The organism is Nocardioides sp. NPDC087217 (assembly GCF_044744805.1).
Taxonomy (GTDB): Bacteria; Actinomycetota; Actinomycetes; order Propionibacteriales; family Nocardioidaceae; genus Nocardioides.
This window is the reverse complement of the sequence record NZ_JBIUZB010000001.1, coordinates 718604-739800: the sequence shown is the minus strand read 5'-3', so window position 1 is coordinate 739800 and position 21197 is coordinate 718604. Positions and strand designations below refer to the sequence as shown.

The window sequence follows — 21197 nt, the reverse complement described above, 5'->3', positions numbered from 1 at the left end:
GTCGAGCCGGCGCATCATGACGCGAAATCGCGCCGAGTCGGCTCGTCATAACGAGCCGACTCGGCATGATTTCGGGTGAGGACGAGCCGACTCGACAGGCCCGACGTACGCCACTCCTCAGCCGGTCACGACCGGTCGATGTCGTCGTCGAGCCGGTCCCCGAAGCCCTCGCGAGAGTCCTGGGAGGCGGCGAAGACCGAGGCGCCGGAGCGGTTGCCGACGGTGATCTCGTTGAACAGCAGGTTGAGCACGACGGCGACCAGGGCGGTGGCGCTGATGCCGGAGTGCATGATGACCCCCAGCCACTCCGGGAAGGCGTCCCAGAAGGTCGGTGCGGCGATCGGCAGGATCCCGACGGCGAGAGCTACGGAGACGATCACCATGTTGAGGTTGTCCTCGTAGTCGACGCGGGACAGCGTGCGGATCCCGGAGGCCGCGACGGAGCCGAAGAGCACGATGCCGGCGCCGCCGAGCACGGGGTACGGGATCGCCGCCACCACCGCGCCGACCACCGGCAGCAGACCGAGGAGCAGCAGGACGAGACCGCCGGTGGCGACGACGTACCGACTCCGGATGCCGGTCAAAGCCACGAGGCCGACGTTCTGGGCGAACGCGCTGCACGGGAAGGTGCCGAACAGCGGGGCGACCGTGGTGGCGGCCATGTCAGCGCGGAGACCGCGAGCGACCCGTCGAGCGTCCACGTCGGTCTCCACGATCTCGCCGATCGCCAGGATGTCGGCGGTCGTCTCGGTCATGATCACCAGGACGACGATCGTCATCGAGACGATCGCGCCGACCTCGAAGGTCGGGCTGCCGAAGTGCAGCAGCGGCGGCAGCGCGACCACGTCGGCCTTGCCCACGGAGGAGAAGTCCGCCTGTCCCGCGATCACCGCGACCAAGGTCCCGATGACCAGCCCGATGAGGATCGAGAGCCGGGAGATCGCACCCTGGAACACCCGGCTGATCACCAGGATGATGAGCAGCGTCAGCCCGGCGTACGCGATGTTGGTCATCGAGCCGTAGTCCGGCGCGGAGGCGTCGTTGCCCATCGCCCAGCGGAACGCCACCGGCATCAGCGAGAGCCCGATGACCGTGATGATCGTGCCGGTGACGACCGCCGGGAACAGCCTGACCAGCTGAGCGAAGAACGAGGAGAGCACCAGCCCGATCAGGCCGGCGACGATGATCGCGCCGAAGACGGGGCGCAGCCCGTCCTCGCTGGCGATGGTGACCATCGTCGACACGCTGGCGAACGAGATGCCCTGCACGATCGGCAGCCGGCTGCCGAAGGGCCCGAGACCCAGTGTCTGGAGCAGCGTGGCGAAGCCCGAGACGAAGAGCCCCGCTGTCACCAGCAGCGCGAGGTCCGTGCCCGAGAGACCCGCGGCACCCCCGACGATGAGCGGCGGCGCGATCACGCCGCCGTACATCGTCAGGATGTGCTGCGTGCCGTAGGCGAGGAGCTGGCCCGGCGGATGCCGCTCGTCCTCAGGTCGGGTCGTGATCGGCGCGGTGGCCTGCCTCCTGCGACCTAACATGGCCGGGCCTCAGCAGAATCCGGGGATGGCGTGCCAGGCGTTGCCGGCGTCTGGCGCCTCGTCGCGTACGACCGAGGCTTCGATCAGGCCGTAGGGCCGGTCCGCGGCGAAGAAGACCTCGCCGGGGTTGTCCAGGCCGAACGGCGAGAGATCGGAGAGGAAGTGGTGCTTGTTGGGCGCGGAGAACTTGATCTCGGCGACGTCACCGTGCTGCTCGAGCACCGACGTGCCCATCCCGTGGAGGGTCTGCTGCAGCGCAAGACTGTGGATCTCCGCGAACCGCTGCAGCAGCAGCGCCCGGATCGAGTCGTACGACTTGTCCCAGTCCACCTCGGTGGTGGAATAGCGCCAGCGGGCGACGAGCGAGGTCGCCAGGATCCGGTCGGTGGTCTCCTGCAGGGTCGTGTACTCGTCCTTGAGGAAGCCGTGGAACTCCGAGCCGGTCGACTTGAGCACGACCAGGTCCTTGATGCCGGAGACGACGTGCGCCACCCGATCCGACCCGCGACCGTCGACGTTCACCACAGCGGTCCGTACGCCACCACCCGAGCGGACGAAGGAGTGGTCGTGACCCGCCCCGTCGACCTCGATCCGATCCCAGGCGTACTCATCGATCTCGACCCGCGCCCCCTCGGCGGCCGGGCAGGCCTCGAGGTAGCGGTCGGCGAGAGCCAGCGCGAACTCCTCGATCGAGGCGACGCCGATCTTCTTCGCGTAGGCGAAGACGGTGTTCTTCTGGGTGTCTGTCGGCAGTACGTCCTGCTGGTCGCCGGTGGTGTGGGCGTCGTCGAAGCTGCCGCGTAGCGCGGTGGAGACGTTGAGGTCACGGATCTGGTGGCGAGGAGTGTCGCGGTAGATGCGTACGACGCGGTTCTCGGCCTTGCCGTACTGGTTGGGTCCAAGACGAATGGGCATGTCAGCTCCCTCGGTAGGTGGAGTAGGCGAACGGGCTCAGCAGAAGTGGCACGTGGTGGTGCCGCCGGTCGGTGACCGCGAAGGTGACGGAGACCTGCGGGTAGAAGCACTCCTGACCGGTCGCCGCGTAGTAGGCGGCGGTGCCGAACCGGAGCTGATAGGTGCCGGCCGGGACCTGATCGGGTCCCAGGTCGGTCACCCGGCCGTCGTCGTCGGTGACGGCGTCGGCGAGTACGACGGATGACTCGTTGGCATCGATCCGGCTGAGCCGGACCGGGACACCGGCGGCCGGTCGGCCGAGCGCGGTGTCGAGTACGTGGGTGGTGATGGCACTGGTCATGCCGACACCTCGGCCGACAGGACCCGCTCGAGGCGGAGCAGCGCGATCCGGCGCAGCTCGTCGGCGACCACAGCCGCCTCCTCGTCGTGCTCGTGCCCCAGTCTCTCGCGGAGGGCGCCGAGCACCTGGTCTGCCGAGAGGCCCGAGGCGCAGATCAGGAAGACCCGGCCGAAGCGCTCCTCGTAGGCCCGGTTGCCTTCGGCGAGGGCCTCTGCCGTGGCCTGGTCGGTGCCGACCGCGGCCTGCTCGCGTCGCGACCAGGCGGCCTCGGGGTGCTCGCCCTCGGCGCGCTCCCCGATCCTGGGGTGGGCGGCCAGCGCCTGGTCGACGTCGGCCGCGGTGAACCGTCGGGCCGCCTCGTCGGCGGCCCGGAAGAGGTCGGCCTCTGCGGCATAGGGACGTCCGGCCAGGACGGCGGCGACCCAGCTCGGAGCGTCGCAGCAGGCCCGCAGCACGGGCCGTACGACGTCCGCCGGTGAGGTGTTGAAGCTCTGGAGATCCATGAACCGTTCTCTCTCGCTATGCGGAAACTAATTTCCGTACAGCAACAACGATTGCATGTGTCGCTCATCACAGTCAACAGTTTGTTGAAAAGTCTGGGGACTACTCCCGTTCGCGGTTCAGGTAGTTGTAGACCGTGAACCGGGTGACGCCGAGCGCGGCCGCCACGATCTCGGCGCTCTTGCGATAGTCGAAGGCGCCGCGCTCCTCCAGCAGCCGCACGGCGCGCTGCTTCCCCTGGCGGTCCAAGGCCGCCAGGTCGCCACCGAGGCTCTCGGCAACCTCGGCGAGCAGCGCATCCAACCCGCTCGCCGTACGCCGCGGCGCGCTGTGTCCTTCGACCCGTACCTGGAAGGTGATCTGATCGGCGCCGTGGTCCAGGCCCGCGGCCACCACCGAAGCCAGCGTGGCCAGCACCGCGTCCCGCTCGCCGCGCACCGACGTGCCCAGCGGCCCGAAGTCACATTCCAGGCCGGCCTCGCGGGCGGCCGCGAGCGCCGCCGTGGCGTGCTCGGGAGGCTCGCCCTCGCCACGGAACGGTTCGGTGGTGAACTCGGCTTCGACGCGCATGGCGGCAGGCTACCCAGCCTGCCGCCATGCGATCGGGATGCTCAGGCGGTGATCCGCCGGCGAGCCAGCTCGGCCAGCTTGGCCTGGTCGATCCCCGCGAGCGCCTCGACCTCGTCGGCCGCGACAGCACCGCACTCCACGCCACGCAGCACGAACGCGGCGAGCGCGGCAGCGGTGGCGGGCTCGTCGAGATAGCTGGAGTCGCCGCCATGGACGTACGCGCGCAGCCGAGCCGAGGCGACCTCGAGCCCGTCTCGGAAGAACGCGTACGTCGCGATGTAGCGGCTGGGGAGCTGGGCCGGATGCAGGTCCCAGCCCTGGTAGATCCCGCGGGCCAGCGACCGACTCACCAGTCGGGAGTGGAGCCGCCAGGCGGCGCGTACGGCCTCCGGGTCGCCGACCGGGAGCACGTTGGTCGAGCCGTCCGAGACGAAGACACCGGTGCCGGCGGCGGCCACCTGCATCACGTCCTTGGCATGGTCTGCGACCGGGTGCTCCATGCTCTGGAAAGCGGCCGCGACCCCGAGCGAGGCGGAGTAGTCGTACGTCCCGTAGTGCAGGCCGGTGACCCGGCCGGCGCCGGCGGCGATCATCCGCGCGATCAGTGCCGTGCCGTCGGAGCCGAGGATCGCCTGCGGCGTCTCGACCTGGATCTCGAACCGCAGGCTCCCGGCCTCGATCCCGTGGGCGGTCTCGAGCGCGGACAGCGCGGTGACCATCGCGGTCACCTGCTCGACGGAGGTCACCTTGGGCAGCGTGATGACGAAGCCGTCGCCCAGGCCGCCCTCGCGGACGAGTTCGCCGAGGAAGAGGTCGAGCGTACGCAGCCCGCGGCGCCGCGTCGGAGCCTCGAACGACTTGATCCGGATGCCGTGGAACGGCGTCGCCGAGCCGTCACGGACGGTGGCGGCGAGAGCCCGGGCGGCCGCCACCACCGCGGCATCCTCGTCCGCGTCGGGCCGAGCGCCGTAGCCGTCCTCGAAGTCGATCCGCAGGTCCTCGATCGGCTCGGCGGCCAGCTTGGCCGTCACCCGGTCGTAGATCTCCTCCGCCAAACCGGGCTCCAGCTCGAAGGAGTCTGCGACGTCTGCAGCCGAACCCGCATGCTCAGCCAGCACCCGACCGGACTCGGCCGACCACTCCGAGACGGTCTTCTCGTCGTAGCGGTCGCCCGGGACGTAGACGGTGTGCACCGGCTGACGTACGCCACGGTCCCCCGGATAGCTGGCGGCCAGCGCCGCGTCGGCGCCGGCCAGCGCGCGGTCGAGCCGGGCAGCGAGCTCCTCGAGACGGCTCATGCACCCACCACCTGCTCGTAGGCGGGCAGGGTCAGGAAGTCGACGTAGTCGTCGGCGAGCGCGACCTCCTCGAAGATGGTGCGGGCCTGCTTCAGGTGGTGCTCGATGCCGTCGGCCGCCCCGAGCAGCTTCGTCATCTCCTCGTCCAGCACCCGGCGTACGAGCTCTGCGGTCACCTGGGTCCCGTCGTCGAGCTTCGATCCGTTGTGCACCCACTGCCAGATCTGCGAGCGGGAGATCTCGACCGTGGCGGCGTCCTCCATCAGGTTGTGAATCGCGACCGCACCGGCGCCGCGCAGCCAGGCGTCGAGGTAGACCAGCGAGACCTCGACGTTGTCGTGCAGCCCGGCGAGAGTGATCGTGCCGCCCGCCGAGGCGACGTCGAGCAGGTCATCGGCCCCGACCGAGACGTCGTCGCGCTGCCGGTCGACCTGGTTCGGCCGGTCGCCCAGGACACCATCGAAGATCTCGCGGCAGATCGGGACCAGGTCGGGGTGGGCCACCCAGGAGCCGTCGAAGCCGTCGCCGGCCTCGCGCTCCTTGTCCTCCCGGACCTTGGCGAAGGCGATGGCGTTGACCTCCTGGTCCCGGCGGCTCGGGATGAAGGCGGCCATGCCGCCGATCGCGTGGGCGTTGCGGCGATGGCAGGTCTTCACCAGCAGCTGGGCGTACGCACGCATGAACGGCGAGGTCATCCCCACCGTCGCCCGGTCGGGCAGCACGAACGAGGGCCCGGCGTCGCGGAAGTACTTGATCAGGCTGAACAGGTAGTCCCACCGGCCGGCGTTGAGCCCCGAGGCGTGGTCGCGCAGCTCGTAGAGGATCTCGTCCATCTCGAACGCGGCCGGGATCGTCTCGATGAGGACGGTCGCGCGCACGGTGCCGTGCGGGATCCCGAGCTCGGCCTGGGCGAAGGTGAACACGTCGTTCCACAGCCGCGCCTCGAGGTGGCTCTCCATCTTGGGAAGGTAGAAGTACGGCCCGCTGCCACGCTCCACGAGCTCGTGGGCGTTGTGGAAGAAGTAGAGCCCGAAGTCGACCAGGGCGCCGACGACCGGCTTGCCGTCGACCAGGACGTGCAGGTCGTCGAAGTGCCAGCCGCGCGGGCGCATCACGATCGTGGCCAGCCGCTGGTCCTCCTTGAGCTCGTAGAGCTTGCCCTGCGGGGACATCGCCGAGATCTGGCGCCGCACGGCGTCGTACAGGTTCACCTGGCCGCCGACCACGTTGTTCCAGTGCGGCGTGCTGGCGTCCTCCATGTCGGCCAGCCAGACCCGCGCCCCGGAGTTGAGGGCGTTGATCGTCATCTTCCGGTCCGTCGGGCCGGTGATCTCGACGCGGCGGTCCTGGAGGTCCTCGGGCACCGGCGCCACAGTCCAGTCGCCGGCGCGTACGTCGGCCGTCTCGGGCAGGAAATCGAGCCGGCCGGTGCGGGCGACCTCCTCGCGGCGCACGCGGCGGGCGGCCAGGAGCTCGTCACGGCGGGCCCCGAACCGTCGCTGCAGCTCCGCGACGAAGTCGAGGGCCTCGGGGGTGAGGATCTCGGCTCCTCGCTCGACCTCGCCACCGGTGATCTGAATGTTCACGAGCTCCACCCTCCCAGGGCTTCAGTTTTCCTTTGAATGGATTCTTCTTTCCGCATTGCGGATATTAATCCGACCAGACAAGGGACGCAACCAGCCGGATTTCCTCTACACGAGGCTAGACTTCCGTCATCCGGAAGACAGTACCCATAGAACGGGGAGCTCAGGTGAGCGAGAACGAGAAGGCGCCGAAGGCCCGCACCGGGGCCGTGCAGTCGATCGAGCGTGCCTTCGCACTGCTGGAGACGATGGCCGACGCCGGCGGGACCATGGGGCTCTCCCAGCTCGCCGCCGCCTCCGGCCTGCCGCTGCCGACCATCCACCGGCTGGTACGCACCCTCGTCGACCTGGGCTACCTCCGCCAGGAGGCCAACCGGCAGTACGTCCTCGGGCCCAAGCTGATCCGGCTCGGCGAGAGCTCCTCGCGCATGCTCAGCACCTGGGCCCGCCCGCACCTCACCCGGCTCGTGGACGAGGTCGGCGAGTCGGCCAACCTGGCGATGCTCGACGGCGACCAGATCGTCTATGTCGCCCACACCGAGTCGCGCCAGTCGATGCGTATGTTCACCGAGGTCGGCCGCCGGGTGTCCCCGCACTGCACCGCCGTCGGCAAGGCCATCCTCGCCGACATGGCTCCCGACCAGGTCCGCGACATCCTCCGGCGCACCGACATGGTCCCCTACACCTCGACCACGATCACCTCGCGCGACGACTACCTCGACCAGCTCGAGCAGGTCCGCGAGCGCCGCTACGCCATCGACGAGGGCGAGCAGGAGGCAGGCGTACGCTGCGTCGCCGTCGCCGTCCCCGACTACGCCCCGCGCCTGGCGATGTCGATAAGCGGACCCACCGGCCGGATGAGCGACGAGCTCATCGAGCGCGCCGTCCCGCTGCTCACCGAGGCCGGCAAGCAGCTCGCCGCAGACCTGGCCTGACCTGCGTCGACGGTCAGCCGCCGTACGGCACCGTGATGATCTCGAGGTTGTGTCCGTCGGGGCTCTCCCAGTAGACGCCGCGACCGCCGTCGTTGTGGTTGATCTGGCCCTCCCGCCGGTGGAAGGGGTCGGCCCAGTAGGTGATGCCGCGCTCCTTGATCCGCCCGAAGATCTCATCGAACTCGGTCTCGGAGACCTTGAACGCGTAGTGCTGCGGCCGGAAGTCCTGGTCCTCGACCACGTCGAGGCTGACCTGGTTGGTGAGCTCGACGACCCGGAACGGGCCGAAGACCTGGGCCTCCGGAAGCCCGAGGATCTCGGTCAGATGGGTCGCCATCGCGTCCCGGTCGGAGGCGTGGACGATCGTGTGGTTCAGCTGGACGCTCATCGGATTCTCCTCTCGCGTCATGACGACTCTAGGTCGCGGATACGACGCCGCCGACCGCAATTCGTGGTACGTATTGCGGTCCACGGGTCACATCGACCCGGTAGATCTCGGGAGATCTCCATGAAGCGCACCACCGTCGGGCTGAACCGTCGCGCACTGCTCCAGGGAGCCGCCGCCATCGCGGGGCTGACCGCTCTGTCCTCGTCGGCGGCCGCATCCGCGACCTCCGCCGGCCCACCGCACCAGAGCCCCATCCGCATCTACCGCGGCGACACCCAGCATGAGCACCTACCCGCTCTGCACGTCCACTATCCCCACGACGCGACCGTCACGATGAAGTACATCCGCGAGGACGCCGACGAGCCCGACGGCTGCACCGTCCGCGGCGACGAGGAGACCGTACGCGCCGAGCTCCCGCCCGGCGTCGGCTCGCTCGAGATGGCCGGCGTGACGTACGGCCTGGTGCAGTTCCACTGGCACACCCCGAGCGAGCATCTGCTCTCCGCCCGGGACTACCCGATCGAGATGCACTTCGTGCACCAGGACGCATCCGGCCACACCCTCGTCGTCGGTGTCTGGGTCCGCCCGGGCCTCGTCAACCCGACCCTCGGCCGCCTCTACGACCACCTGGTCTCGGAGTGCTCGACCGCCGACCACGTCGGCCACATCGACGTCGGCGCCCTCCTACCCCGCCGGCACACCTCCTACCGCTACGACGGCTCCCTGACGACCGCGCCCTACACCGAGCACGTCCAGTGGGTCATGCTCACCGACCCGATCACCGCCTCATCCCGCCAGATCGACCGGTTCCGCACCATGTTCCCGACCGGCAACCGGCGCGACGTCCAGGACATCAACGACCGCGTCGTCCTGAGCGACCGAGGGCTCCTCTGAGTCTGATCAGCTGGCCGGAACGCCGAGGTTCTGCGTGAAGAAGGCGCCCAGCCTCTCCACGGCCGCGCCGACGTAGGGCTCCCGGTCGTAGAGGTCGACGTGGCTGGCGCCCTCGACCCAGAAGACCTCCTTCGGCCCGACCGCTCGCTGGAAGGCGTCGATCGACATCCAGGCGGTCTCCGCACGGGTGCCGACCACCATGAACAGCGGTCGCTGCCCGATAAGCGGCACCTGCGCAAAGGCGTCGAACGTGGCCATCTTGTCGACGCTCGTCCAGTCGAACGCCTTGGCGGCCCGCTCGTGCTCGGCGCGCGGGGTGCAGTAGTAGTCGAACCCCTCGGCCGCGTGCTCGCCGCCCATGGCTCGCGCCTCGTCCGCGGTTGCGGGGAAGAGCGGCAGGACCCCGGGATCGTCGCCATTGGCGCGGGCCGTACGGGCAGCCGCGGCCCCATCGAGCATCGCCTGGAACACGGCCGGATCCTGGGTGCCGTTGGAACCGAGCCGGAACTGGCGAGCGACATCGACGGCACAGACCGTCCCGAGCGCCTTGATCCGGTGGTCGCCGGCGGTCGCCGGCAGCGAGTAGCCACCCGACGCGCAGATGCCGAGGGCCCCGATGCGCTCGCTGTCCACCTCGGGTCGGGTGGTCAGGAACGAGACCGCCGCCTTGATGTCCTCGATGCGCTGAGCCGGGTCCTCCAGCCCTCGGGGAAGACCACCGCTCGCGCCCTGGTACGCGGCGTCATAGGCGACGGTGACGAAGCCCTGCTCGGCCAGCCGTGCGGCGTACAGTCCCGACGCCTGTTCTTTGACTCCCGTCCCCGGGTGACCGACGACGATGGCAGGCGCGTCGCTGGCGCCGGCGGGGACATAGAGGTGGGCGGCGATCTGAATCCCCGCGCTGTCGAAAGTGACGTCCAACTTGGTGACCACGAGTTCTCTCCTTCTTGCTGGGCCGGTCCATCCGGCACACCCCAACTTCCACCGCTTCGAAGGAGCGCAAAAGCGGCGAGCTCTTGCCTGGGAACGTTCCTTCCCTCCCAGGCTTCGTCCCCCGAGGCCACAATTGACGTATGAGCAATCCAGCGGTGCCCAATGAGCTCGGAGCGTTCCTAAAAGCCTGCCGAGCGCGCCTGACCCCAGGTCAGGTAGGCCTGCCTGACCTGGGAAATCACCGGAAGGTACGCGGCCTGCGCCGGGAAGAGGTCGCAGCCCTCGCCGTGATCAGCGTGGACTACTACACCCGCCTCGAGCAGGGGCGGGTGAAGGCGTCCGCATCGGTTCTGGAGACGCTGGCTCGCGCACTTCGGCTGGACGAGGACCAGCAGGCTTACATGTACGAGATCGCGGGCAAGGTCGACGCGCTCCCCAGAAGACGACGGACCGTGCAGAAGATCCGGCCCGCCGCGCGCCGACTCCTCGATCAGCTGGTCGATACGCCGGCGCTGGTCCTCGGACGGAGGCTCCACGTCCTCGACTGGAACCGGGCCGCCGCGGCCCTGTTCACCGACTTCTCGACGATTCCCGAACCAGAGCGCAACTACATCCGCCTGATGTTCACCCACCCGATCGTGCGCGCCCTGCATGCCACCTGGGAACACGACGCTCGCGACGCCGTAGCCGCCCTCCGGATGGAGGCTGCCACAGACCCCGACGATCCCGAGCTGGCCGTGCTCGTCGGCGAGCTCTCCGTGCGAGACGCCGACTTCCGTACGTGGTGGGCCGAGCGGCACGTGAACTCCGCGAGCTTCGGGACGAAGCAGTACCACCACCCCGTGGTCGGCGACCTGACCCTGGACTGCGACACCTGGCAGAGCCCGGACGGCTCCGGACAGCGGTTGATGGTGCTGACCGCCCCCGCCGGCAGCCCGTCGGACGACCGCCTTCGCATCCTGACCTCGTGGGATGCGAACCCCGGCAAAGCCGACGGATTTACAGTCCGCTCCCCGTAAGAGCGCTCACCAGCCCGAAGGACGGGTGTTACCAAGCACCCGGGTCACCGTGATCTCGATGACCACGCGCTCCGGGTTGGGCCGGGGCTGCCGGTAGCGCTCCGCGTACCGCCGCTCGGCCTCGGCCACCGACTCCGCGTCGTCCTTGACGACCGCCCTGCCCTCCAACGTGCACCAACGACGCCCATCCACCTGACTGACCGCCGCCTGGGCGCCGTCGGGCCCGGCCGCGCGTACGTTGCGGACCTTCTTGCTGCCCGCGCTGCTGATGACGCGCGCGACCCCGGCCTCCGGATCGAACGTCACCCCCACCGGGACGAGATGCGGGCTGCCATCCGGGCGGCTCGTGGTCAGGAAGCAGACCCGCCGCTCCCGCCAGAACTCATCGTTCCCAGCGGGGGCTGGAGTTGCCTCGACTGCCATGTTGCTCCTTGGTCTGGTCGCGAACTTGTCGTGTCTGTTGGCCAGGCGCAGGTACTCGTCGTGAAAGCCGCTGCTCATGGCAACTTCCTGGAGCGCGCCGGTGGGGGCGAAGAGCAGGGCCAGTTGCTCCTCCGCCGACGCGCTTCCGTCCGAGAGAGATGACTCGATGCGCTCGACCTCTGCCCTCAGGTCCACACCCGTGTCGAACGAGGTCCAGACCGTCTCGAGCTCAACCGAACGGAGCAGGTCGAGCAGGTCGCTCACAATCTCTGCTCGACTGTCGCGCACGCTGGTCACCGTAGCCGAACGGCTCTGTCGTGTCACGACTGGCACGGACAAGCGAAACACCCCGGTGGCCAACGTTTCCGCTGGTCACCGGGGTGTTCTCCCAGGCGTGGCAGATGAAGGATTCGAACCTTCGAAGGCAAAGCCGACGGATTTACAGTCCGCTCCCATTGGCCGCTCGGGCAATCTGCCTGGGTTGTGCGCGCGCCCCGGTTAAGGGGATCGCGACAGCAATAAACAATAGCGCAGGGGCTGGCGGCGTACGAAAACGGCACGAGGTCCTAGGGTGAGACAGGTACGTTCCCGGGGCGCACAGTCCTGGTCAGAAGCTAGAGGAGAGAGTCATGGCGGACTCGTCGTTCGACATCGTGAGCAAGATCGATCGCCAGGAGGTCGACAACGCGCTGAGCCAGACCGCGCGGGAGATCGCGACGCGGTTCGACTTCAAGGGGACCAACGCGACCATCGAGTGGAGCGGCGAGCAGGGGATCGAGATCTCGGCCTCCGCCGACGACCGCGCCAGCGCGGTGCTCTCGGTCTTCCAGGACAAGCTGATCAAGCGCAAGCAGTCGCTGAAGATCCTCGACGCGAGCGAGCCGCGTCAGTCCGGGCAGCAGTCGAAGATCTCGATCACCCTCAAGGAGGGCATCTCCTCCGAGGACGCCAAGAAGATCTCCAAGCTGATCCGTGACGAGGGCCCCAAGGGCGTCAAGGCGCAGATCCAGGGCGACGAGCTCCGCGTCTCCTCCAAGAAGCGCGACGACCTGCAGACCGTGATCTCGCTGGTCAAGGGGCAGGACTACGACTTCGCGGTGCAGTTCATCAACTACCGCTGAGCGCGTGGCCTACGAGCACCCGCGAGCCTCGGTCGAGATCGACGCTCCGATCGAGGTGGTGTGGCGGGTGATGGTCGAGACCGAGTCGTACGCCGCATGGAACCCGTTCGTCGTCTGGGCCGAGACCGCGCAGCCGGCGGCGGTCGGCAACCCGATCGTGCTGCATGTGACCTGGGCGAACGGCGGCCGCTCGCGCTCGCCGGAGCGGATCTCGGCGCTCGAGCCACCGATGGTCGGCGAGGACGGGGTCGCGGCTGCGTACCTGGCCTATGTCTATGAGGGCTGGCCGGCGCGGCTCGGCCTGGTGCGGGGCGTACGTCACCAGCGGCTGACCCAGCGGCCCGGCGGGCCGACGCGTTACGAGACGGTCGAGGAGTTCTCCGGTCCGCTGGTCGGGCTGGCCGGGCCCGAGCGAGTTGCCGACGGGTTCCGGCGGCATGCCGCGGCACTCAAGGTGCGATCCGAGACGCTCGTGAATGAAAGTGGACTTGACCACTAGATTGAGCGAAATTCTGCATTCATCTGCAAGAATGTGGCCGTGCGAGTATCTGCCAAGTCCGACTACGCCCTCCGCGCCCTCATCGAGATGGCCGCGCGCGAGGACGGAAAAGCTGTCAGCGCCGAGGAGCTCGGCCGCGCCCAGGAGATCCCTCACGGGTTCCTGCAGGCGATCCTCGCCGACCTCCGCAAGGCCGGCGTGGTCATCTCACAGCGCGGCCAGTCAGGCGGCTGGCGTCTGGCCCGGAAGGCCGAGGACGTCTCCGTCGCCGACGTGATCCGCGCCGTCGACGGTCCGCTGGTCTCGGTCTACGGGCTGCGCCCCGAGGGGGTCACCTACAACGAGCGCGCCGACGTCCTCCAGCACGTGTGGATCGCCGCCCGCGACTCGCTGCGCGAGGTCTTCGAGAAGGTCTCCATCGCCGAGCTCGCCTCCCGCGAGCTGCCCGACGAGGTCACCACCCGCACCGCGCGCGACGAGGCCTGGCTGCCTCACTGAGCCGTTGGGATACCCGGTTAACCGGGTATCCCTGCACTTCTCAGGCATTGCAACACCAGAGAAGTGCCAGTTTTACCGGTTAACCGGGTATCCCGTCACCGCCGCTACGCCGCCGGCGCCGGCATCGTGTAAGCCCCCGGCGACGGCGTGACGAAGACGTTGACGCCCTCCTCGAGCTGCAGCGCTCGGGCATGCGTACGCGTCAGCTCGGCGGTCACGACCTCACCGTCGTCGGTGAGGACCGTCAGGCGCACCTCGAACCCGATCCGCAGGACGCGCGAGACGGTGCCCTCGAGCGAGTGCTCGGAGATCGGCGAGGGGGTGACCTCGACATCATGGGGCCGGATCAAAGACCCGCCCAGGGTGGTGACGTCGCCGAGGAACGACATCACGAAGTCGTTGGCGGGCTCGTCGTAGAGCTGCTCAGGGGTGCCGATCTGCTCGATGCCACCCTGGTTGACGACCACGATCTCGTCGGCGACCTCGAGGGCCTCCTCCTGGTCGTGGGTCACGAAGACGGTAGTCACGTGCACCTCGTCGTGGAGCCGTCGCAGCCAGTCACGCAGCTCCTTGCGTACCTTCGCGTCCAGGGCGCCGAACGGCTCGTCGAGCAGCAGCACGGACGGCTCGATCGCCAGGGCCCGGGCCAGTGCCATCCGCTGCCGCTGGCCGCCGGAGAGCTGCGAGGGCAGCCGGTTGGCGAACTGCGAGAGGTGGACGAGCTCGAGCAGCTCCTCGACCTTCTTGGCGACCTCCGCCTTGGGGCGCTTGCGGATCTCCAGGCCGAAGGCGACGTTCTTGGCGACCGAGAGGTGCTTGAACGCGGCGTAGTGCTGGAAGACGAAACCGACGTTGCGCTTCTGGACCGGCAGTGACGTCGCGTCCTTGCCCTCGATCACGACCGATCCGGTGTCGGGTGTCTCCAGCCCGGCGATGACCCGCAGCAGCGTGGTCTTTCCGCCGCCGGAGGGCCCGAGCAGGGCGGTCAGCTGCCCGGTCGGGATGGTCAGGTTGATGTCCTCCAGGGCGACGAAGTCGCCGTAACGCTTGTTGACACCACTTACTTCGATGCTCATGGGATGTGTCCTTTCACCGCACGCGCGCACCGCGGGCGCGCAGCACGAAGACGATGAGGATGCAGATGACCGAGACGCTGGCGAGGAGGAAGGCGACGGCGTACGCGCCCTGCTGGTCGAAGTTGAGGTACTTCTCCTCGACCGCGAGGGTGGCGGTGCGGGTCTGGCCGAGCACGTTGCCGGAGACGACCTTGACCGCGCCGAACTCGCCGAGCGAGCGGGCCAGGGTGAGCACGACGCCGTAGATGACGGCCCACTTGATGCCCGGGAGCGTGATCCGCCAGAACGTCTGCCAGCTGCTCGCGCCGAGCGACGCGGCGGCCTGCTCCTGCTCGGTGCCGATCTCCTCCAGCACCGGGATGACCTCGCGGATCACCAGCGGCAGCGAGACGAACGCGGTCGCCATGATGATGCCCGGCGTCGAGAAGATGATCTGGATACCGGCCGACTCGAGCGTCGGCCCGAACCAGCCGTCGCGGCCGCCGTAGACCAGCACTAGCGCCAGGCCGACGACGATCGGCGAGACCGACAACGGCAGGTCGATCATCGCGCTCAGGATGCGCTTGCCAGGAAATTCGGTACGCACCAGCAGCAGCGAGATCGAGACGCCGAAGAGCAGGTTGATCAGCGTCGCGACCACTGCGGCCACGCAGGTCAGCTGGATCGCGTGCATCATCTGCGGGTCGTTGAAGATCGCGGTGAACGCCTCGGTCGTGAACCCGATGTCGGGCACGTAGAAGGCGTTCCAGGCGACCAGGACCACCGGCCAGGCCACCAGGAGCCCGAGGTAGGCGATGACGATGACGCGAAGGACGTACGTCAGTGGGGTGCGGGGAGCACGACGGGTCTCAGCCACGGCGGACCATCCTCCTCTGGACCAGGTCGAGGATCACGATGACGAGAAGGGAGACGCCCAGCAGCAACGCCGCGATCGCCGCCGCGCCCTCCGGGTTGTCGTTCTCGATCGCGGACAGGATCCGCACCGAGGCGACCTCGGACTTGAACGGCAGGTTGCCCGAGAGCAGGACCAGGGAGCCGTACTCCCCCATCCCGCGCGCGAAGGAGAGCGCCGCGCCCGCCGCGATGGCCGGGGCCAGCGACGGCAGGATGATCCGCCAGAACGTGGTGAACCGGGAGGCCCCCAGGGAGGCAGCGGCCTCCTCCACGTCGGTGTCGAGCTCCTCGAGGACGGGCTGCACCATGCGTACGACGAAGGGCAGCGTCACGAAGGCGAGGGCGAGGTAGACCGAGGTCGACGTGTTCGCCCAGTGCAGGCCGAGGGGCGACTCGGCGCCGTAGAGGGAGAGCAGCACGAGGCCCGCGACGATCGTCGGCAGTGCGAACGGGATGTCGATGATGACCTCGAGCAGGCCCTTGCCCCAGAACTTGTCGCGGACCAGGACCCAGGCGATCACGGTGCCGATGACGACGTTGATCAGGGTGACCACGATGGCCGCACGGATCGTCAGCAGGATCGCCGACGCGGTCTGCTCGTTGGCGAGCTGGTCCGCGAAGGCGGACCAGCCGCCGCTGGAGGCGGTGATGATCACCGCCACCAGCGGGATGAGGACGAGCAGGCTGAACCAGAGCATCGTGATACCGAGCCCGATGCCGCTGGTCCTTGTCAGAGTGTTGCCCGGCCGGCTGCGACGGGCAGCCGGCCGGGCCGTAGGGATGGTTGTCGTCATGACCGGACTACTGCGAGGCCTTGCCGGACTTGGCGATGGAGTCGGTCACGATGCCGAGGGCCTCGCCGTCCTCACCGGTGCCGAAGAGCTTCTCCTTGACGCCCGACCAGTCGCGGCCGCCGAAGTCGTTCTCCAGGGTGAGCAGCTGCTTCGGCGCCGGGAACGGGTCGGCCGGGTCCTTGGCACCCTTGATGTCCTCCGGCTTGAGCCCGATCGCGTCCCAGTCGACGACGCCGGGCTCGGCGATGTTGACCGGGCGGAAGCCGGTCAGCGCGAACTGCTTCTGACCGCCCTGCGGGTCGAGGACGAAGTCGAGCCAGTCCTGAGACGGCTTGGAGGAGTCCTTGAGGATGGCGCCGGGGTTCTCGATCAGCACGGTGGAGTCCGGGATGATGTACTCGAAGCCCTCACCCTGCTGGGCCGCGAGGATCGCCTCGTTCTCGTAGGCGAGCAGCACGTCACCGGTGCCGCCGAGGAAGGCGGTGGTGGCGTCGCGGCCGGAGTTGGTCAGGGTGACGACGTTCTTGAAGAGCTTGTCGAGGTACGCCTTGCCCTCCTCCTCGGTGCCACCGTTCTTCACGACGGAGCCCCACGCGGCCAGCGCGTTCCAGCGGGCGGCGCCGGAGGAGGCCGGGTTGGCCGTGACCACACCGACGCCGGGCTTGACCAGGTCCTCCCAGCCCTGGATGTTCTTCGGGTTGCCCTCACGGACACCCAGCACGACGACCGAGCTGGACACGATGCCCTTGTTGTCGCCGTCGTCCCACGACGCGTCCACGAGGCCGGCCTTCTCCAGGCGCTGTACGTCGGTGCCGACGGACAGGTGGACGTAGTCGGCCTTGAGGCCGGACTCGACCGCTCGGCTCTGGTCGCCCGAGGCGCCGTACGAGGTCTGGAAGGTGACGCCCTCGCCCTCAGGTGTCTTGTTGAACTCCTTGGCGATCGCCTTGTTGGCCGTCTCGGGGACGGCGAAGCCGACGATGGAGATCGACTCCGCGTCGCTGTCGCCGCCGGAGCCACCGCACGCGGTCAAGGTCAGGATGCTCGCAGCGGCCAAGGCCACTGCAACCTTGATCTTCTTCATCTGGTTCCTCACTTCTGCCCTGCCGAGTCAAGGTCGATCGGGTTACGAATGTCGAGGACAATACTCGAGTTAGTCGAGTGGATGTGAAAACACCCGAACGGTCCGCTCCTTGGACGGCAACCAGTCGCCGAGACGTCAGCTAGGTCGGTCGAGATGGCACCGGGGTGCCAGCTCGACCGACCTGAGTGACGTCTCGGCCGGCGGGAGTGACGTCTCGGCTATGCGCCGGTGGTGCTCAGCGGGGCGACGCTCTCGCGCAGGACCTTGCGCCGATGGTGTACGGCCTCGGCGCTGAAGATGACCAGGGCGATCCAGACGATCGCGAAGCCGGCCCAGCGGCCGGGAGGCATCGCCTCGTGGGCGATGAAGACGCCGACGGCGAACTGCAGGATCGGGGCGAGGTACTGGAGCAGCCCGATCGTGACCATCGGCACCCGGATGGCAGCCGCGCCGAAGCAGGCCAGCGGCACGACGGTGATGATGCCGAGGCTGATCAGGAGGAGTACGTGGAGGACACCGTGCCCGAAGAGCGTGCCGTTGCCGGTCGCCTGGAGGGCGATGATCAGGGCCAGCGCGAACGGCGCCGTCACGGCGGTCTCGACGGCCAGCGACTCGAACGGCCCTACCCCCGCGCTCTTCTTGAGCAGCCCGTAGGTGCCGAACGAGAAGGCCAGGATCAGCGCGACCCACGGCAGCCGGCCGTAGTCGACGGTGAGCACGACGGTGGCCACGAACGCGATCCCGAGCGCGACCCACTGCAGCTTCCGCATCCGCTCACGCAGGATGATCACGCCCATCAACATCGTGACCAGCGGGTTGGTGAAGTAGCCCAGGCTCGTCTCCACGATCCGCCCGTTGTTGACGCCCCAGATGTACGTCACCCAGTTGATCGAGATCACCGCCGCGGCCGCAGTCAGCAGCATGAGCTTGCGCCGGTCGCGCAGGATCGCGGCCACCTGCTGGCGGCGCCCCACGATCAGCACCAGCGCTCCGGCCACGACCAGCGACCACACGATCCGGTGTCCCAGGATCTCCCAGGCCCCGGCGGGCTCCATGAGTGGGAAGTAGAGCGGGAACGCTCCCCACATGATGTAGGCCGCGGCGCCGAACATCACTCCACGCCGTTGCTCATTCACGTCGCCACGGTACTGCCATGTCGCCGAATCCCTTTACCGAATATCGCGCCCTGGATTCCCACCCCACCAGACCTGCCACGCTGGTCGAGCCCGCGAGCGCCAGCGAGCGGTGTCGAGACCAACACAGCCCATATGTGACTGTGTTGGTCTCGACACGCCTCCGCCTAGCGGCTCCGGCGGCTCGACCAGCGCGTGAGACGTCAGACGGAGCGGACGGCGACGATGTCGGCGAAGGCCTCGAGGGCCTTGCGGACGGGACCCTCGGGGAGCGGCGCGAGAGCGGCCTTGGCCTCCTCGGCGCGGGACTGGACGTAGGCGCGGGCCTCCGCCAGCGCCGGGTGGGCGCGGAGGAGGCCGACGCACTCGGCCAGGGCCGCGTCGTCGGTGAGGTCGCTGTCGAGCAGCTCCAGGAGCCTGGCGTCGGACGCGTCGGTGGACCGGCGGGCCAGCAGCACCGGAAGCGTCGGTACGCCCTCACGGAGATCGGTCCCGGGCGTCTTGCCGGACTCGTCGGAGGCGATGTCGAGGATGTCGTCGGAGAGCTGGAAGGCGACGCCGACGATGTCGCCGTAGGCGAGCAGGGCGTCCTGGATCTCCTTGTCCGCACCGGCGAAGAGCGCACCGTAGAGAGCCGAGGTGGCGATCAGGACGCCGGTCTTCCCGGCCAGCACCTCGAGGTGGTGGTCGACCGGGTCGACACCCTCGGGCGGCGCGACGCCCTCGAGGATCTGACCCTCGACGAGCTTGGCGAAGGTGGCCGCCTGGATGCGTACGGCCTCCGGCCCCAGCTGGGCGGTCAGCTCCGAGGAGCGGGCGAAGAGGAAGTCGCCGGTCAGGATGGCGACGTGGTTGTCGAAGCGGGCGTTGGCGGTGTCCTCACCGCGGCGCACGAGCGCCTCGTCCATGACGTCGTCGTGGTAGAGCGAGGCCTGGTGGGTGAGCTCGACGACGCAGGCGGCGGTGATGACCTCGTCGGCGAGCTTGTCCGGGCCGTACTCGGCGGCCAGCAGCACCAGCAACGGCCGGAACCGCTTGCCGCCGGCCTCCAGCAGATGGGAGGCCGCTTCCGTGACGAACGGGGAGCTGCTGCGGGCGTAGCCCGCCAGCTTCTCCTCCACGATCGCCAGCCGAGCGCGCAGCCGCTGCTCGAGCTCGGGATCGGTGATCGGGAGGGCGAGTTCAGGGGCTCGGTCGGTGGGTGCGCTGGTGCTCACCCGATGAATCCTCCCGCATCCACCAACAGGCTGAGCACAGGGCCCGGAATTACACCCAACAAGACGGTGGCGACAGCGCTCAGTGCGATCACGACGGTGGTGGCGTACGACGGGGTCATCACCGTGGCTGCGTCCTCGCGCGGGTCGGTGAAGAACATCAGCATCATCACGCGTACGTAGAAGAAGATCGCGATGATGCTCGAGCAGATCGCGACCACGACGACGGGCCACTGGCCGGCGCCCAGCGCGGCGGCGAAGACACCCCACTTGCCGATGAAACCGGCGGTCAGCGGCAGCCCGGCCATCGAGAGCAGGAAGACGGCGAAGGTCGCCGCGACCCACGGGTTGGAACGGCCCAGACCGGCCCAGCGGTCCAACGAGTTGACCTCGCCGTTGGGCCCTCGCACCAGGGAGACGATCGCGAAGGCGCCGAGCGTGGCGAACCCGTAGGCGGTCAGGTAGAAGAGCACCGCCTGGGTGGAGCCGAAGGCGTCAGTCTGTACGCCGAGGAGCCCGGTCAGCAGGAACCCGGTGTGGGCGATGGCGGAGTAGCCGAGCATCCGCTTCACATCGGTCTGGACCACGGCGAAGGAGGCGCCCAGCAGCATCGTCAGCACCGCGATCACGCCGATCGCCGGGCGCCAGATGTCGCCCTCGGCACCGAAGGCGACGTAGAAGAGCCGGAGCATCGCGGCGAAGGCGGCGATCTTGGTGGCCGCGCTCATCCACGCCGTGACCGGCGTCGGGGCGCCTTGGTAGACGTCGGGGGTCCAGGAGTGGAAGGGCACGGCACCGGTCTTGAAGAGCAGGCCGACGGCCATCAGGCCGATGCCGAGGAGCAGGAGCGGGCTGGAGCCGTCCTCGGCCGCCACCTCACCGATCTCGGCCAGCGACATCGACCCGGCGAAGCCGTAGACCAGCGCGAGACCGTAGAGGAAGATGCCGGAGGAGAACGCGCCGAGGAGGAAGTACTTCAGTGCCGCTTCCTGGGAGAGCAGCCGGCGACGGCGCGCCAGCCCGGTCAGCAGGTAGAGCGGCAGGGACAGCACCTCGAGCGCCACGAAGAGCATCAGCAGGTCGCCGGAGATGCAGAAGAGCATCATCCCGCCGACCGCGAACATCATCAGCGGGTAGACCTCGGTGTGCTCGAGCCCTCGCTGGGAGGCGGTGCGCTCGGCAGGTGTGCCCGGCAGGGCCGCGGCCTGACCGGCGAAGGCGCTCACGCCGTTGTCGAGACGTCGCTCGGCAAAGAGCGCGACGCCGCCGAGCGAGACCAGCAGCACCAGTCCCTGGGAGAAGACCCCGGGGCCGTCGACGATGAGGGCACCCTCACCGGTCGAGGCGCCGAGACTGGATCCGGCGCCAACGGCGACGGTCCCGGCGAGTGCGGCGACCAGGCCCGCCAACGCCAGCGACACCTGGGTGTTGAACCGCGCGGCACGCGGCGCGAAGGCCTCCACCACGACGCCGGCGCACGCCACGGCCAGCACCAGCAGGACGGGCCAGAGGGTGGCGTACGAAATTCCGGGGGACTCGAACATCGC

The 21197-nt window shown here is 68.7% G+C and carries 23 protein-coding genes and 1 tRNA gene; 6 read left to right on the top strand and 18 right to left on the bottom strand.

Going from position 1 to position 21197, the window contains the following annotated elements; genetic code table 11:
- Positions 1-125 precede the first annotated feature (125 nt).
- The 7 genes from ACIO3S_RS03735 to aceB all read right to left on the bottom strand — a co-directional run bounded on the left by ACIO3S_RS03735 (position 126) and on the right by aceB (position 6748).
- On the bottom strand, positions 126-1538 hold the full coding sequence (locus tag ACIO3S_RS03735; protein WP_400459575.1) for a nucleobase:cation symporter-2 family protein: 1413 nt from the start codon (positions 1536-1538) through the stop codon (positions 126-128).
- Between the two features lie 9 nt (positions 1539-1547).
- Positions 1548-2453 (bottom strand): factor-independent urate hydroxylase, encoded by a 906-nt coding sequence (gene pucL, locus ACIO3S_RS03730; RefSeq protein WP_400459572.1) that lies wholly within the window; start codon positions 2451-2453, stop codon positions 1548-1550.
- 1 nt (position 2454) lies between these two features.
- Entirely contained in the window at positions 2455-2793 is a 339-nt protein-coding gene (gene uraH, locus ACIO3S_RS03725; protein WP_350836729.1) for a hydroxyisourate hydrolase, read from the bottom strand.
- Positions 2790-3296 (bottom strand): 2-oxo-4-hydroxy-4-carboxy-5-ureidoimidazoline decarboxylase, encoded by a 507-nt coding sequence (uraD, locus tag ACIO3S_RS03720; RefSeq protein ID WP_400459568.1) that lies wholly within the window; start codon positions 3294-3296, stop codon positions 2790-2792. Before uraD ends, uraH begins: the two co-directional genes overlap by 4 nt.
- A 100-nt stretch (positions 3297-3396) precedes the next feature.
- Positions 3397-3864 carry a helix-turn-helix domain-containing protein gene (locus ACIO3S_RS03715; protein WP_160025650.1) on the bottom strand — a complete coding sequence of 156 codons (468 nt, stop codon included), beginning with the start codon at positions 3862-3864 and terminating at the stop codon, positions 3397-3399.
- Between the two features lie 41 nt (positions 3865-3905).
- Entirely contained in the window at positions 3906-5162 is a 1257-nt protein-coding gene (locus ACIO3S_RS03710; protein WP_400459565.1) for a DUF6986 family protein, read from the bottom strand.
- Complete coding sequence (gene aceB / locus ACIO3S_RS03705; protein ID WP_400459562.1) at positions 5159-6748, bottom strand: malate synthase A; 1590 nt, start codon at positions 6746-6748, stop codon at positions 5159-5161. The genes ACIO3S_RS03710 and aceB overlap by 4 nt, the downstream gene beginning before the upstream one ends.
- Before the next feature lie 164 nt (positions 6749-6912).
- Between aceB and ACIO3S_RS03700 the strand changes: the two genes are divergently transcribed.
- Entirely contained in the window at positions 6913-7680 is a 768-nt protein-coding gene (locus ACIO3S_RS03700; RefSeq protein WP_160025653.1) for an IclR family transcriptional regulator, read from the top strand.
- Between the two features lie 13 nt (positions 7681-7693).
- Here the strand turns inward: ACIO3S_RS03700 and ACIO3S_RS03695 are convergent, their stop codons facing one another.
- On the bottom strand, positions 7694-8068 hold the full coding sequence (locus tag ACIO3S_RS03695; protein WP_350713428.1) for a VOC family protein: 375 nt from the start codon (positions 8066-8068) through the stop codon (positions 7694-7696).
- A gap of 120 nt (positions 8069-8188) precedes the next feature.
- Between ACIO3S_RS03695 and ACIO3S_RS03690 the strand changes: the two genes are divergently transcribed.
- Positions 8189-8962: a carbonic anhydrase family protein gene (locus ACIO3S_RS03690; RefSeq protein ID WP_400459558.1), complete on the top strand. Its 774-nt coding sequence runs from the start codon at positions 8189-8191 to the stop codon at positions 8960-8962.
- 6 nt (positions 8963-8968) lie between these two features.
- On the opposite strand, the gene ACIO3S_RS03685 is transcribed toward ACIO3S_RS03690, so the two are convergent.
- Complete coding sequence (locus ACIO3S_RS03685) at positions 8969-9895, bottom strand: alpha/beta hydrolase (RefSeq protein WP_400459555.1); 927 nt, start codon at positions 9893-9895, stop codon at positions 8969-8971.
- A gap of 140 nt (positions 9896-10035) precedes the next feature.
- Here ACIO3S_RS03685 and ACIO3S_RS03680 point away from each other — a divergent pair, with 140 nt between their 5' ends.
- Positions 10036-10914 carry a helix-turn-helix domain-containing protein gene (locus tag ACIO3S_RS03680; RefSeq protein WP_400459552.1) on the top strand — a complete coding sequence of 293 codons (879 nt, stop codon included), beginning with the start codon at positions 10036-10038 and terminating at the stop codon, positions 10912-10914.
- A 6-nt stretch (positions 10915-10920) separates the two neighbouring features.
- Here the strand turns inward: ACIO3S_RS03680 and ACIO3S_RS03675 are convergent, their stop codons facing one another.
- The gene (locus ACIO3S_RS03675; protein ID WP_400459549.1) at positions 10921-11625 is read right to left on the bottom strand and encodes a PPOX class F420-dependent oxidoreductase; all 705 of its coding nucleotides are present in this window, start codon (positions 11623-11625) and stop codon (positions 10921-10923) included.
- A gap of 107 nt (positions 11626-11732) precedes the next feature.
- Positions 11733-11814: transfer RNA gene (locus ACIO3S_RS03670), tRNA-Tyr, on the bottom strand.
- Positions 11815-11966: 152 nt separating this feature from the next.
- Here ACIO3S_RS03670 and ACIO3S_RS03665 point away from each other — a divergent pair.
- From ACIO3S_RS03665 to ACIO3S_RS03655, 3 genes are read left to right on the top strand one after another with little or no spacing between them, the layout of a single operon-like run.
- The gene (locus ACIO3S_RS03665) at positions 11967-12458 is read left to right on the top strand and encodes a YajQ family cyclic di-GMP-binding protein (protein WP_160025658.1); all 492 of its coding nucleotides are present in this window, start codon (positions 11967-11969) and stop codon (positions 12456-12458) included.
- A 4-nt stretch (positions 12459-12462) separates the two neighbouring features.
- Complete coding sequence (locus ACIO3S_RS03660) at positions 12463-12957, top strand: SRPBCC domain-containing protein (protein WP_400459546.1); 495 nt, start codon at positions 12463-12465, stop codon at positions 12955-12957.
- A 39-nt stretch (positions 12958-12996) separates the two neighbouring features.
- Positions 12997-13455 (top strand): Rrf2 family transcriptional regulator, encoded by a 459-nt coding sequence (locus tag ACIO3S_RS03655; RefSeq protein WP_160025663.1) that lies wholly within the window; start codon positions 12997-12999, stop codon positions 13453-13455.
- Between the two features lie 104 nt (positions 13456-13559).
- On the opposite strand, the gene ACIO3S_RS03650 is transcribed toward ACIO3S_RS03655, so the two are convergent.
- The 7 genes from ACIO3S_RS03650 to nuoN form a co-directional block, all read right to left on the bottom strand.
- Positions 13560-14531, bottom strand: coding sequence for a sulfate/molybdate ABC transporter ATP-binding protein (locus ACIO3S_RS03650; RefSeq protein WP_400459543.1), 972 nt, complete (start codon positions 14529-14531; stop codon positions 13560-13562).
- A gap of 13 nt (positions 14532-14544) precedes the next feature.
- A complete protein-coding gene (locus tag ACIO3S_RS03645) occupies positions 14545-15387 on the bottom strand; it encodes a sulfate ABC transporter permease subunit (RefSeq protein ID WP_350713439.1) in 843 nt (280 codons plus the stop codon).
- A complete protein-coding gene (cysT, locus tag ACIO3S_RS03640) occupies positions 15380-16219 on the bottom strand; it encodes a sulfate ABC transporter permease subunit CysT (RefSeq protein WP_400459538.1) in 840 nt (279 codons plus the stop codon). Before cysT ends, ACIO3S_RS03645 begins: the two co-directional genes overlap by 8 nt.
- Positions 16220-16226: 7 nt before the next feature.
- Complete coding sequence (locus tag ACIO3S_RS03635) at positions 16227-17303, bottom strand: sulfate ABC transporter substrate-binding protein (RefSeq protein ID WP_400459535.1); 1077 nt, start codon at positions 17301-17303, stop codon at positions 16227-16229.
- Positions 17304-17521: 218 nt separating this feature from the next.
- The gene (gene rarD / locus ACIO3S_RS03630; protein WP_400459533.1) at positions 17522-18439 is read right to left on the bottom strand and encodes an EamA family transporter RarD; all 918 of its coding nucleotides are present in this window, start codon (positions 18437-18439) and stop codon (positions 17522-17524) included.
- Positions 18440-18639: 200 nt separating this feature from the next.
- Positions 18640-19653: a polyprenyl synthetase family protein gene (locus ACIO3S_RS03625; RefSeq protein ID WP_160025669.1), complete on the bottom strand. Its 1014-nt coding sequence runs from the start codon at positions 19651-19653 to the stop codon at positions 18640-18642.
- Positions 19650-21194 (bottom strand): NADH-quinone oxidoreductase subunit NuoN, encoded by a 1545-nt coding sequence (gene nuoN, locus ACIO3S_RS03620; RefSeq protein ID WP_400459531.1) that lies wholly within the window; start codon positions 21192-21194, stop codon positions 19650-19652. The genes ACIO3S_RS03625 and nuoN overlap by 4 nt, the downstream gene beginning before the upstream one ends.
- Between the last annotated feature and the right edge of the window lie 3 nt (positions 21195-21197).

Excerpts from the sequence above, each read along its gene's own strand:
- nuoN (WP_400459531.1), bottom strand. The coding sequence starts at position 21,194 with ATGTTCGAGTCCCCCGGAATTTCGTACGCCACCCTCTGGCCCGTCCTG.
- ACIO3S_RS03715 (WP_160025650.1), bottom strand. The coding sequence starts at position 3,864 with ATGCGCGTCGAAGCCGAGTTCACCACCGAACCGTTCCGTGGCGAGGGC.
- ACIO3S_RS03710 (WP_400459565.1), bottom strand. The coding sequence starts at position 5,162 with ATGAGCCGTCTCGAGGAGCTCGCTGCCCGGCTCGACCGCGCGCTGGCC.
- ACIO3S_RS03735 (WP_400459575.1), bottom strand. The coding sequence starts at position 1,538 with ATGTTAGGTCGCAGGAGGCAGGCCACCGCGCCGATCACGACCCGACCT.
- ACIO3S_RS03690 (WP_400459558.1), top strand. The coding sequence starts at position 8,189 with ATGAAGCGCACCACCGTCGGGCTGAACCGTCGCGCACTGCTCCAGGGA.
- ACIO3S_RS03650 (WP_400459543.1), bottom strand. The coding sequence starts at position 14,531 with ATGAGCATCGAAGTAAGTGGTGTCAACAAGCGTTACGGCGACTTCGTC.
- ACIO3S_RS03665 (WP_160025658.1), top strand. The coding sequence starts at position 11,967 with ATGGCGGACTCGTCGTTCGACATCGTGAGCAAGATCGATCGCCAGGAG.
- ACIO3S_RS03680 (WP_400459552.1), top strand. The coding sequence starts at position 10,036 with ATGAGCAATCCAGCGGTGCCCAATGAGCTCGGAGCGTTCCTAAAAGCC.
- pucL (WP_400459572.1), bottom strand. The coding sequence starts at position 2,453 with ATGCCCATTCGTCTTGGACCCAACCAGTACGGCAAGGCCGAGAACCGC.
- ACIO3S_RS03635 (WP_400459535.1), bottom strand. The coding sequence starts at position 17,303 with ATGAAGAAGATCAAGGTTGCAGTGGCCTTGGCCGCTGCGAGCATCCTG.
- ACIO3S_RS03695 (WP_350713428.1), bottom strand. The coding sequence starts at position 8,068 with ATGAGCGTCCAGCTGAACCACACGATCGTCCACGCCTCCGACCGGGAC.
- uraD (WP_400459568.1), bottom strand. The coding sequence starts at position 3,296 with ATGGATCTCCAGAGCTTCAACACCTCACCGGCGGACGTCGTACGGCCC.
- cysT (WP_400459538.1), bottom strand. The coding sequence starts at position 16,219 with ATGACGACAACCATCCCTACGGCCCGGCCGGCTGCCCGTCGCAGCCGG.
- uraH (WP_350836729.1), bottom strand. The coding sequence starts at position 2,793 with ATGACCAGTGCCATCACCACCCACGTACTCGACACCGCGCTCGGCCGA.